An 11,751-nucleotide genomic window follows, 5' to 3' on the forward strand; every position below is an offset into this window, starting at 1 on the left:
AAAAAAATACCTCATAATTATTAGATTTTATGTCTAACAATTATGAGGCACTTCAAATCCTGTCTAGAAGTTTTTCTTTATGCTTTTTCAATAACACGCACAAAGGAGCGTATTTATATGTCTATTCTACCAGAAAAGAACGCAAGTCAGGTGCAGAGCTTGAATGAACTGTCCAAACGAAAAGTGGTTGAACATAATAGTTTAATCACATCCATTGCCAAAATGGATAAGACACCACTCAAAATGTTTGAGTTGGCCGTTTCTCTAATTGATACCGACAATCCACCTCAAGATCAAACAGTGTATTTATCAAAGCAAGAAATGTTTGCTTTTTTTCAAGTTGATGATAGCAACAAACATAGTCGTTTTAAAGAAGCCGTTGAAAAAATGCAGAAACAAGCTTTTTTTCAGATTAAAAAAGAACAAGATAAAGGGTTTAAATTTATTAGTATTGTACCAATCCCGTATGTGGAATGGACAGATTATAATGACGAAGTAAAAATTGAATTTCATCGTGAAATTATGCCTTATCTAATTAATCTCAAAAATAATTTTACGCAACATGCTTTGTCAGATATTGCAGAATTGAACAGCAAATATGCAATAATTTTGTATCGTTGGTTGTCGATGAATTACAATCAATACGAGCATTACAGCGTTAAAGGTGGACGGAGAGAGGAACAGGTTGAAAGTTACCGTAATCCCGAAATAAGCATGCGAGATTTACGTCAAATGACAGATACAATTGATGAATATAAACGATTTGATCATTTTGAAAAAAGAGTACTGAATGAACCATTGTCAGAAATTACTAAACGCACAACTTTCAATGTAACTTACGAAAAGCTCAAAAAAGGGCGGAGTATTGATAGTATTATCTTTCATATCACTAAAAAACAAGTGGCTGATGATATCAGTTACAAACAATATGACCCAGCTTATATTGACGGTAAGATACGTCAAGAAGAGACAGAAGATATGTTGACTGTTAAGGCAATAAAAAGTCCCTATACAAAGTTACTTATGGAGCAGTTTTTATTGTCATATATTGATTTAACGGATACGACTATTTTGTCAGGGTTACAGAAAAATGTATATCCACTTTATGACGAATTAAAAGAATTACGTGGTTTAAAGGGCGTGAAAGAACACTTAGCCTATATCAGAGACAAACAAGATGACTATTCGAAAAAGAATATTGCTAAGTATCTTAAAAAATCTATTGAACAGTATCTACCAATCGTTAAAAGGCAGGATATAGATCATGAGTGAAAATTTAAAAACAATTCGAGAACTTGCAGATGAGTTAGGAGTTAGCAAGAATAAAATTCATTATCAAGTTTCTAAAATATCAAGCGAATATGTAGTTAGAAATAATAATATGAAGCTATTAACCGCTTCAGCGGTTAAACAAATAAAAGAAAATCTAGGTATTGAATTAAACAGTAGTTTAAACAGTAAGTTAAATACCGTTAAACACCAAGAAAACACTAATATAAAAGGAAATACAAGTGTTGAAGGTGTTGAATTAAACAGCACTTTAAATAGCTATTTAAACAGTCTTAAACACCAAATTGAATATCTTGAATCTCAAAATATCAATAAAGATGAACAAATAAAAAGTTTAGTGGAAGCACAAAAACAAACGCAAAATTTGTTAGACCAGCAACAACGATTAGCCTTACAAGATAAAAAGTTGTTAGAAGAATACAAAGCAAAAAACGACAGATTAAAAGTTCTCAAAATGCCCTCACAGGAAACAGAATTTAAACACTTAGACAATCAATATAAAGATGAAGTTAACGCTCTTAAAGAGAAGTTGGAAAATTTGCAGGAACAAATCAAAGATCAAAAAAGGATAGAAGAACAAGAAAAACCAAGGAAATGGTGGGGACTATGGCGAAAATAGATGATTCAGTTAAAAAGAAAGTTCCAGAATTGCGATTTAAAGGATTCACGGATGATTGGGAAGAGCGTAAGTTGTCTAGCATTTCGGAGCGTGTTACTAGAAAAAATAAAAATAATGAGTCAACTCTTCGACTAACAATATCTGCACAAGATGGCTTAGTAGATCAAAACGATTTTTTCAATAAGCAAGTAGCCAGTCGTGATGTTACTGGATATTTTTTAGTTAAAAATGGTGAGTTTGCATATAATAAAAGTTATTCAAATGGATATCCATGGGGGGCTATTAAGCGTTTAGATAAGTATGATATGGGCGTTCTGTCGACACTTTATATAGTCTTTAGACCTACGGAAATTAATTCTCAGTTTCTAGTTTCATATTACGATACCACTAGATGGTACCGGGAGGTTTCTAAGAATGCAGCAGAAGGGGCTCGTAATCACGGGTTACTAAATATTGCACCTACTGATTTTTTTAATACTCTACTAGTTGTTCCTAAAATAGTAGATGAACAAGAAAAAATCGGTTCATTCTTCAAACAACTGGATAATACTATCGCTCTTCATCAACGTAAATTAGAGTTGTTGAAAGAACAGAAAAAAGGCTTTTTACAAAAGATGTTCGTTTAGGGTCTAAAATTACAAAAATTCCCATTAGGAGAAAAGATGAATTTAAATATTGAAACACTAAATAAACTAACAGAACAGCATTATAAACTGTTACTTGAAGCAGATCCTAATGAAAAATTAATAAGTAAGTATTTGAACCGTTCTTTTTGTTTTGAGGCAACCTATAACAATGAATTATTAGGAGTGTTGATTCTTTTACCTACACACCCCGAAACACTAGAAGTTGTGAACATTGCCGTAATTTCAACACAAAGAAACAAAGGAATTGGGCAGCAACTTCTTACTTTTGCCGAAAAATATGCGCGAAACAATAATTACAAGTGTCTTGAAATTGGAACTGGTACAACTAGCTTCGGACAACTTTATCTTTATCAAAAATGTGATTTCCGCGTTGTTGGTGTTGATCAAAATTTCTTTACAATTCACTATGATAAAGAGATTACTGAAAATGGTCTTGTTTTAAGGGACATGATACGTTTGAGAAAAGTTCTTAAATAAATCTTGTTTTCCTGTTAGGGCCTATAATTATATAATAACCCCTAGGAAAGACTATTAAAACACCCCTCATTATCTGACTAGTAGATAATGAGGGCTGTTTTTTTGTTAAGTGATATAATAAACCATAAAAGAAGTTTAGAAATAAGGTCCTGGTCATCAATAAATAAACAATTTAATTATTTATTTAATTAATTATTTAATTTCAGAAAGGTATATATGAATCATGGCGCAACAAATTGTCCTACCCATCAAAGACTCCAACGTCTTAAAGATGGTACAAGATACACTTCTCGATAGTTTCCGTGCTGGTCGCCGAAATTACACCGTTTTTCAAGTTGGTAAGGCCACGCTACTACGTGTGAGTGATGTCATGACATTAAAAAAATCAGATGTCTATAATCCAGACGGCTCTGTCAAAAATACAGCCTTTATTCATGATAAAAAGACCGGTAAAGCAAACACGTTATATTTAAAGCCTGTTCAGCAAGACTTGTTGCAATATCATGATTGGCTGGTTCAAGAAAATATCAATTCTGAGTGGTTATTCCCCTCGACAGCCCATACTGATCGACATATCACCGAGAAACAGTTTTATAAAGTGATGGCGCGTGTTGGCGATCTACTAAGCATTAACTATCTAGGCACGCATACCATGCGTAAAACAGGCGCCTATCGTGTTTATACTCAATCAAATTACAACATTGGTCTAGTCATGCATTTATTAAATCATTCTAGTGAGGCTATGACGCTGACTTATCTTGGTTTAGATCAAGCAAGTCGTGAAACCATGTTAGATCAAATTGATTTTGGGTAAACTCATGCCCTAATTAGACTCAAGTAATACTTTAGTGACTGATCAAGCTAAAATTTGGTCGTGCATGGATGATACCAAAAGATGCAGAAAAACCCGTTGATGGACGTATGAAAACAAGGAACAAACAGGAGGAGAATCATGGAATTTAATGAAAAGCTACAACAGCTTAGGACTGGAAAGAACTTAACGCAGGAACAACTTGCGGAGCAATTATATGTATCAAGAACAGCCATTTCAAAATGGGAAAGCGGCAAGGGTTACCCTAACATTGAGTCGCTCAAGTGTATTTCTAAATTCTTTTCTGTGACCATAGATGAACTGCTATCGGGCGAAGAACTGATTACACTTGCCGAAACTGAAAATCGTTCCAACTTGAAAAAAATTTACAGTTTAATTTATGGAATATTAGATATGATGGCGGTTACTTTTATACTTTTGCCGTTGTATGGTAACCTTGTTGACGGATATATTTATTCTGTCAATCTACTTTCATTTACAGACACTACCCCAATATATCTTGCAATCTATTGGATTGTTTTTATTGTTTTGATTGCACTTGGGATAGCGAAACTGATGTGTGTTTGTTTTGAAAAGGAATCATGGAGCAACATAATCACAAAATGCTCTCTCGTGCTGAGTACGCTTTTTATCTGCTTCTTCGCTGCGGCAAGACAATCCTATGTAACCGCCCTTATGTTTCTGCTATTTGTTGCTAAAATATTTGTCTGGATAAAGCAAACCCAAACAAAGTAAAATGCCATAAACCCTTTAAAATAGGCTCTGACACGATAAGTGTCGGAGCTTTTTTCGTGCTGACATCTATTGTGTCGGCATTGTGACGGTAGATTTCTGACTTCTATGCAATACTCGTGGATAATAAAATTGTGGTCAGCGAAAACAAGAACAGCAACCCACGGAAAGGAGAATCAAATATGGATTATATCATTGAAACAGAAAATCTTACGAAGCGATACGGAACAGCCACCGTTGTCGATAAGGTAAATCTTCATGTGCCAAAGGGCAAAATTTATGGTTTGCTCGGCAGAAACGGAGCAGGCAAAACCACAGCAATGAAAATGATGTTGCAGCTTGCTTTCCCAACGGAGGGAACGGTACGCTTGTTTGGCACAAACTATAAGGAAAATATCCATACCCTTTATAGCAAAGTAGGCTCTATTATCGAAACACCGGGATTTTACAGTAATTTAACAGGGTATGAGAATTTGCAAATTCTCGCTAAACTGCGAGGGGGAGTATCTAAAAGTGGAGTAGAAAAAGCTCTTGAAGTTGTGGGGCTGCATAAAGAGAAAAGAAAAGTCTTTTCCGATTATTCCCTCGGAATGAAGCAACGGCTTGGTATTGCCGCCGCCATTATGCACGAGCCAGAGCTTTTAATACTTGACGAACCGATTAACGGACTTGACCCCATTGGAATAGTTGAAATACGCTCATTGTTATCTGAACTTAGTCACAATCATGGCATTACCATTTTTATCTCAAGCCATGTTTTAAGCGAGATTGAACAGATAGCAGATATTATCGGCGTTATGCACGAGGGGCATTTAGTAGAGGAAGTGAATATATCCGAGCTTCACAAAAGGAATCGAAAATACATTCAATTTGATTTATCTGACAGTGAGATAGCTGGAAAGATTTTAGAAAGCCACTACCACATGACGGATTTTACAGTGCAGGACGGTACGGTGAGAATTTATGACTTTAGCCAAAGTGTTGGAGAAATCAATCGAGAATTTGCACGAAATGGACTGCTCGTGACAAGGATAGATGATAGTGAGGAAAACTTAGAGGACTACTTTTCTAAACTGATTGGAGGTGGCGGTATTGCTTAATCTTATTTCTTGTGAATTATTAAAACTAAAGCGTTCAAAAATGGTGCTAATTAGTGTGGCAGGGGTATTATCTACCCCACTTTTGATGTTAATAGAAGCCTTGCAAACACATTTTGATAAGCCGGAGATTATCTTTACCTTGTCTGACATATACAGCGACAGTGTACTGTATATCATGCTGCTGGTAAACATTATGATATATGTGGCAATTGCAGCTTACTTGTTTAGCAGAGAGTACACAGAAAGCACACTCAAAACCATATTGCCCATACCCATTTCAAGGACAAAACTATTAATTGGAAAATTTTGCACCCTGCTTCTTTGGATTGTTATGCTCACCCTTGTAACATGGGCAGGTATATTTATCGCTTGTGGGCTATATCACGCTGTCTTTACATTGGAGGGATATAGCTTACTAGTGGCAATAGTATGGCTCCCCAAGTTTTTGTTTGGCAGTATCCTGATGTTTTTAACAGTTTCTCCTTTTGTGTTTGTTGCTATGAAAACAAAAGGATTTGTCGCCCCGATGATTGGCTCTGCCGTGATTGTCATGGGAAGTGCCGCACTTTCAAATCAAGAATGGGGAGCGTTGTATCCGTGGACAGCCACCTATTTCTTGGTGCAGGGTAAACTTCAGAGTACCGGCTATCCTACACTGCTGTCTGTATCTATTATTATTCTTGTATCAGCAGTTGGTTTTCTTATGACCTTTCATCATTTTAAAAAGGAGGATTTGAAATAATGGTACTTGATTTTATAGAAATTTTAAAAGTTATTTTTCTTGGAATTGTTGAGGGTATTACTGAGTGGCTACCTATCAGCAGCACAGGACATATGATTCTTGCGGACAAATTTATCACACTTAATATGAGCGAAGCATTTAAAGAAATGTTTTTTGTTGTTATTCAACTTGGAGCTATACTCGCAGTGGTTGTAATGTTTTGGAACAAGATGTTTCCCTTTCAATTTAAGAACAAAGCACAGTCAATTGTTAAAAAGGATACTTTCTCGTTGTGGTTCAAGGTTGCGGTAGCTTGTGTACCGTCAGCTATTATGGGGATTCTATTTGATGATTATTTGGATGCTTACCTCCAAACCCCCATTGTGATTTCAATCATGTTAATCTTTTATGGTTTGTTATTCATTCTCATAGAAAATTGGAATAAAAAGCGTACTCCTACTACTATGGCACTTTCTGACATCAGCTATAAAACAGCAATCTTGATAGGGGCATTTCAAGTGTTATCACTTATACCCGGCACATCACGGTCGGGAGCAACGATTATAGGTGCTTTACTCATAGGAGTTTCACGAGTGGCAGCAGCAGAGTTTACTTTTTTCCTCGCAGTACCTACTATGCTTGGAGCAAGTGCTTTTAAGCTGTTAAAATTCGGGTTTGAATTTACAAGTGCAGAACTGCTCGCTCTTGTTCTCGGTATGGCTGTGGCATTTGCGGTATCTGTCTTAGTAATTAAATTCCTAATGAACTTTATCAAAAAACATGATTTTAAGGTGTTTGGTTGGTATCGAATTGTGCTTGGTATACTTGTTGTACTTATAACAGTAATGTGATAGAAAAACAATTCCATAAGCAATAATCTGCCGCACGACAGCAAAAGAAAAAAGCCGTCGTACAGCAGACATATTTTCACGCCTATGAAACGGTGGCTTTGATTTTCAGAGCCGCCGTTTCTTTGCGTTTACACAAACCAATGACGACTGATAGGAACACGGCGGTATCCAAGGAGGTATCGCCGTGTTTTCTTTTGCCCTAACACTTGGTAATTTATCAAAAAAATCCTTACCACATTGTGGGACGATTACGGGCAAGAACACGAAAATAAAAACTACATAATACGAAACAAATACACCTATGCCCGATTGAGATTTTATGAATTTCAGTCTGGCATTTTTGCGTATATAGACCCCCGGTGTCGTTCACCCCCACCGTCCTTTCAAATTCGCACTAAACCAAAATTTGAAAGGATGGTACAACTATGAAAAAAATAAACTTGAAAGATTACTATTCCCACATAACTGTGGACACATATATTGACATTCCCGATGAGGTATTTAACATCTTTGAAGAATATCGCAAGGCAGAGCAAGCCTACCAAAGCCGCATACGCTACCATAAAGCCTACTACTCTTGCTCTTATACTAAAAAAATACTTTAGTGACTTATCAACCTGAACTTTGCTAAGCTCTGTATTAAATATATAAGCAATGGGAGTTGATCATATGCAATTAGGTGAAAAAATAAAACATTTACGTCAATCTAACAAAATGTTGCAATCTGACTTAGCTAAGTCTTTACACGTTTCCTATCAAGCTATATCAAATTGGGAAAGGAATAAAAGTTACCCTGACAAAGAAAATATCATTATGATTTCCAACCTATTTAATATTCCACTCGATGAATTTATGCGCGATGAACAAAAATGCACACCTCGATCTAACTCTCTTATCAAGTATAATTTACAAAATATTGTTATTTTGATTGGCGCTTTATTTATTGTGCCTAGTATGATCTTTTTATCAAATGAGTTATCTATGTTAGGTCTCTTGCTTGGATTTTCAATAATAAGTTTTAGTGACTATATTGTTGAATTCATCAGGAACTTCAAAAATTAATTATTGTGGTTAAACCGTCTCGAGATTATCCCAGACGGGCAGAAGTCTGCATGATAACTAAGTATTGTCAGTAACCTGTCGCCTAATTGTCGGACTGATGACGTGTTAATTCTTTTAACACATATCTATAATTATTTATAAAATCATTAGTGAAAGAGAGAAAAATGTATGAGTCACGAAACGCGTATTACACTAATTAGAAAGTCAAAAGGATTAACACAAGAAAAATTAGCTGAATTAAGTCATTTGAGTGTCAGAACGATTCAGCGACTAGAGGCTGGTGATGACTCTAGTTTAGAAACATTACGTTTAGTAGCAAACGCATTGAATGTATCTGTAACTGAATTATTCGAAAGTGTTAGCGATGAAAACAAAGAAAAGGAGATTAACTACTTAGCTAAGGAACAAACGAAACAGATTGAACAACGAAAATCAGAAAAACAAATCTTTAACATCAAAATATTAAGTATATTTATCCTAATTCTTCTATTAGCAGCTTTTATAGATAAATTTCCAGAACATATCCAAGGTATATTAGGAATTTTATGGTTGGGACTCTTTTTTTTAAGTCTTTGCATCATGAAATACATGAAATCGAACTGGCGATTGAAAATGAATGAAAAATATCCACTTACACGTGATTTAAAGACAGAAAAAAAGCAATAACATTGACGATTTTCTTTGGTGGAAACAACCCATAGCTCGGAATATATTAATGGTATTTTGGAGCGCCGTCATTCCACGGATTTATGCTAATATCTATTTAGATTAAACAAGGAGTACATACCATGTCTTATATTGCATTCGCATTACCTATTTTATATTTGATTCATTGCTTTGAAGAATTCTTTTTCCCTGGTGGATTCATAGCGTGGTATCATTCCTATCGACCAAGTCTCAGCCAACAGTCCCCTGCTTACTATTGGCGAGTTAATATCATTGCTTTTCTAATTGTTTTGATAAACAGTTGCTATTATTTTATCTCTCATGGAAATAACAATACCGGCGGCTTATTAATTGCTAGTAGCTTTTTAGCATGGAATGCCCTAGTAACACATGTTATAGGTTCGATTAAATCTAAAAGTTATTCTCCAGGCTTAGTAACCGGTATTCTCGGCTATATTATGTCATTTCTAGTGATTATCTATTTGATAATATCAAACCATCTATTAGCGATTCCACTAATAATCATATATGCCTTATTAGGTATGCTATATGAAATGTGGAATTTATATAAAAATAGATTATAAAGATAATGACTAATGTTCTGTTGGCAAATGCTAGATTATGTTCAATAGTGTCAGCAGGCTTAATAGCGGTCATTATTTTTGACTGCCATGATGATTATATAGGCTTTGCAAATAAGTTGGGATAGACATCCGTACTATCTCAACTTATTTTTTATGTGGTTAAGCTGACACCAGCTTGCCCCACGCGGGTAGCGTTCTGCATGACATGCTCTCACTGAAGGTGATCCTGCAATGATAAATTGCCCCGTCACGGCGTGACCCGCCGGAGGTTTTGCAAGCCGGATAATAGGCGCTGTAAAATAGCAGTTTCCCCAGTAGGAAGGGGAAACGCTACTGTCATCGATTGTCGATGACGTGCCTCGCAGAGCCTGTCCAAAATATTATTTTGGTATAACAGGCTATACCAGATTTTTAACGGTGTTATACTGGTCTTGGAAAACCTTTTTCGAGGAGGCATTTTTGATGGCGCATTTAAAGAAAAATACGCGTGGTTCAGTTCCCGGTCTAGCCGTTCATTTTGAACGTAAAACTGACCATCACACCAACAAAGAAATTGATGTGTCGAAATCCTATCTGAATCAAGATCTCATGGCGGATGGTTCTGATATGCTTTCACGCTTCAATGAGCGTTTAAATGACGTTTATTGTATGAAAAGAGACGATGTGAAGGCGTTAGCCACTTGGATTGTCACTTTACCTGAAGAGCTCGCAGAAGCGTCCTACGAGCAACAGAGCGCCTTTTTTGAAGCAACCAGCAATTTTCTCAATGACCGTTACGGTCAAGAAAATGCCGTGGCCGCTGTCGTGCATTATGACGAGACAACCCCTCACTTGCACTATGCCTTTGTCCCAGTGGTTTTTGATGATAAAAAAGCGCGTTATAAAGTCTCCGCTAAAGAAGTGCTCACGCGTCATGATCTGCAAACCTTTCATGAGGATTTAGATCAGCATTTAAAAAAAGTGCTGCCATTTTATGAACAAGGGATTTTAAATAACAAAACCTTACCGTTTGAGAATGTCGCTGAAATCAAAAAATACAATGATCAGTTTAACGCCTTAAAAATCGAACTAGCCGATATTGAAGACAATATTCGTGCTAAACAGGCCGTACTTAAAATCACGGCTCAAGCCTTAACGGAAGTGGACTTAGCCGAAAAACAAATTGATGACTTTAAACAAGACTTATCTAAAAATCTCTTTGGTAAGACGGTGCTTAAACCAGATGACTTAGATCGCTTTAAAAGTGTGTTAGCCACGATGAAGAAAGCCACCTTACAAAGCCAGAATGAGACGGAAGAACTCAAGCAAACCTTAGGACAAGTCAAAGCGCAGCTAGCAGCCGTCCAAGAAGACTATCAAAACCTGAAAGAAACGCATCAAGTACTTCAGAAGCGGCAGCGAGACCAGCAACAGCTGGATTATGCTATGCGTGATATGCTTAAAAACGATTATGGTGTGAACAGTATGAAAACGAGTGATGTTAAAGCACGCTATGTGCTTTATAAGCTTGATCATGAGGAACTTACAAAAAATAAGAAAACGGCCAATTCCTGGTTAAATACCCTCATGATAGCGCGAGAAGATCCAGACACCAAAATAGCGCCGACTAGGTTAGATTGGGGCATTGAACAAGTTAAAGCATTAATTAATCGAATCATTGAATTAACGCGTGATATTTTTAAAGGACCAAGTCTTTAACGTTATAACGGCTTATTTGCCCGTCTAAGCGTTTTAAACCATTCAACGTAGAATTAAGCATTAAGTAACTTAAAACGTCGCTATTGGCTTAATAAGTCGTAATCCGGATACATAACCAGTAATCCATTATTTAAAATAATGCCAAACAAAAAGAACACCCTGTACCAAATTATGTACACCGTGTTCTTTTGTTTTGTTTTTTATTGAATCAATAAAAAGGCGCAGCCTATTATAAGTTTATCTTTTATATTTTAATCTTTTGTTCTTTTGCGCAGTTATAAAGTCAGTATTATCAATGGTTTACAAGATTATGTACCCACAAAATACTATGTATACACCCACAAAATACTATGTATACACCCACTTCTCATTTATAAAAGTGGGTGTATAGGTTATAATAAAAAGCATAAAGAAAATTGAAGTGCCATAGAAAAGTTAGACATTTATAAAATTTTAAAGATTTGATAATACA

Annotated in this window: 12 protein-coding genes and 2 pseudogenes; all 14 read left to right on the forward strand. The window is 35.9% G+C overall.

What is annotated here, in order from left to right; genetic code table 11:
- Positions 1-117: 117 nt before the first annotated feature.
- The 14 genes and pseudogenes from CP370_RS08270 to mobV all read left to right on the forward strand — a co-directional run bounded on the left by CP370_RS08270 (position 118) and on the right by mobV (position 11,279).
- Positions 118-1,272, forward strand: coding sequence for a RepB family plasmid replication initiator protein (locus CP370_RS08270; RefSeq protein ID WP_087713215.1), 1,155 nt, complete (start codon positions 118-120; stop codon positions 1,270-1,272).
- Entirely contained in the window at positions 1,265-1,909 is a 645-nt protein-coding gene (locus CP370_RS08275) for a hypothetical protein (RefSeq protein WP_087713214.1), read from the forward strand. The genes CP370_RS08270 and CP370_RS08275 overlap by 8 nt, the downstream gene beginning before the upstream one ends.
- Positions 1,897-2,529 (forward strand): annotated as a pseudogene (locus tag CP370_RS08280) (restriction endonuclease subunit S); the annotation flags it as partial. The gene CP370_RS08275 and the pseudogene CP370_RS08280, both read left to right, overlap by 13 nt.
- A gap of 42 nt (positions 2,530-2,571) precedes the next feature.
- Positions 2,572-3,033, forward strand: a complete 462-nt coding sequence (locus CP370_RS08285; RefSeq protein ID WP_087713212.1) for an N-acetyltransferase — start codon at positions 2,572-2,574, stop codon at positions 3,031-3,033.
- Positions 3,034-3,256: 223 nt separating this feature from the next.
- Positions 3,257-3,847, forward strand: coding sequence for a site-specific integrase (locus tag CP370_RS08290; RefSeq protein ID WP_075140143.1), 591 nt, complete (start codon positions 3,257-3,259; stop codon positions 3,845-3,847).
- A gap of 50 nt (positions 3,848-3,897) precedes the next feature.
- A pseudogene (locus CP370_RS08295) lies at positions 3,898-3,996 on the forward strand (DNA-binding protein); the annotation flags it as partial.
- Positions 3,986-4,600 (forward strand): bacitracin resistance transcriptional activator BcrR, encoded by a 615-nt coding sequence (bcrR, locus tag CP370_RS08300; RefSeq protein WP_087713211.1) that lies wholly within the window; start codon positions 3,986-3,988, stop codon positions 4,598-4,600. The pseudogene CP370_RS08295 and the gene bcrR, both read left to right, overlap by 11 nt.
- A 179-nt stretch (positions 4,601-4,779) precedes the next feature.
- Entirely contained in the window at positions 4,780-5,697 is a 918-nt protein-coding gene (gene bcrA, locus CP370_RS08305; RefSeq protein ID WP_087713210.1) for a bacitracin ABC transporter ATP-binding protein BcrA, read from the forward strand.
- Positions 5,690-6,439, forward strand: a complete 750-nt coding sequence (locus CP370_RS08310) for an ABC transporter permease (RefSeq protein WP_000933358.1) — start codon at positions 5,690-5,692, stop codon at positions 6,437-6,439. The genes bcrA and CP370_RS08310 overlap by 8 nt, the downstream gene beginning before the upstream one ends.
- The gene (bcrD, locus tag CP370_RS08315) at positions 6,439-7,269 is read left to right on the forward strand and encodes a bacitracin resistance undecaprenyl-diphosphatase BcrD (protein WP_087713209.1); all 831 of its coding nucleotides are present in this window, start codon (positions 6,439-6,441) and stop codon (positions 7,267-7,269) included. Before CP370_RS08310 ends, bcrD begins: the two co-directional genes overlap by 1 nt.
- Positions 7,270-7,938: 669 nt before the next feature.
- Positions 7,939-8,331, forward strand: a complete 393-nt coding sequence (locus CP370_RS08325) for a helix-turn-helix domain-containing protein (RefSeq protein ID WP_087713208.1) — start codon at positions 7,939-7,941, stop codon at positions 8,329-8,331.
- A 168-nt stretch (positions 8,332-8,499) separates the two neighbouring features.
- A complete protein-coding gene (locus tag CP370_RS08330) occupies positions 8,500-8,997 on the forward strand; it encodes a helix-turn-helix domain-containing protein (protein WP_087713207.1) in 498 nt (165 codons plus the stop codon).
- Positions 8,998-9,119: 122 nt separating this feature from the next.
- On the forward strand, positions 9,120-9,581 hold the full coding sequence (locus CP370_RS08335) for an HXXEE domain-containing protein (protein ID WP_087713206.1): 462 nt from the start codon (positions 9,120-9,122) through the stop codon (positions 9,579-9,581).
- A 462-nt stretch (positions 9,582-10,043) separates the two neighbouring features.
- Positions 10,044-11,279 (forward strand): MobV family relaxase, encoded by a 1,236-nt coding sequence (mobV, locus tag CP370_RS08340; RefSeq protein WP_087713205.1) that lies wholly within the window; start codon positions 10,044-10,046, stop codon positions 11,277-11,279.
- Positions 11,280-11,751 lie beyond the last annotated feature (472 nt).

Origin of the sequence: Lactobacillus sp. UMNPBX19, assembly GCF_002553805.1 — a bacterium.
In the GTDB taxonomy this organism is placed as follows: Bacteria; Bacillota; Bacilli; order Lactobacillales; family Lactobacillaceae; genus Lactobacillus.

Bases quoted from the DNA above. Each gene is read 5' to 3' on its own strand.
- mobV (WP_087713205.1), top strand. From the start codon at position 10,044: ATGGCGCATTTAAAGAAAAATACGCGTGGTTCAGTTCCCGGTCTAGCC.
- CP370_RS08325 (WP_087713208.1), top strand. From the start codon at position 7,939: ATGCAATTAGGTGAAAAAATAAAACATTTACGTCAATCTAACAAAATG.
- CP370_RS08290 (WP_075140143.1), top strand. From the start codon at position 3,257: ATGGCGCAACAAATTGTCCTACCCATCAAAGACTCCAACGTCTTAAAG.
- CP370_RS08335 (WP_087713206.1), top strand. From the start codon at position 9,120: ATGTCTTATATTGCATTCGCATTACCTATTTTATATTTGATTCATTGC.
- CP370_RS08285 (WP_087713212.1), top strand. From the start codon at position 2,572: ATGAATTTAAATATTGAAACACTAAATAAACTAACAGAACAGCATTAT.
- bcrA (WP_087713210.1), top strand. From the start codon at position 4,780: ATGGATTATATCATTGAAACAGAAAATCTTACGAAGCGATACGGAACA.
- bcrR (WP_087713211.1), top strand. From the start codon at position 3,986: ATGGAATTTAATGAAAAGCTACAACAGCTTAGGACTGGAAAGAACTTA.
- CP370_RS08275 (WP_087713214.1), top strand. From the start codon at position 1,265: ATGAGTGAAAATTTAAAAACAATTCGAGAACTTGCAGATGAGTTAGGA.
- CP370_RS08330 (WP_087713207.1), top strand. From the start codon at position 8,500: ATGAGTCACGAAACGCGTATTACACTAATTAGAAAGTCAAAAGGATTA.
- CP370_RS08270 (WP_087713215.1), top strand. From the start codon at position 118: ATGTCTATTCTACCAGAAAAGAACGCAAGTCAGGTGCAGAGCTTGAAT.
- bcrD (WP_087713209.1), top strand. From the start codon at position 6,439: ATGGTACTTGATTTTATAGAAATTTTAAAAGTTATTTTTCTTGGAATT.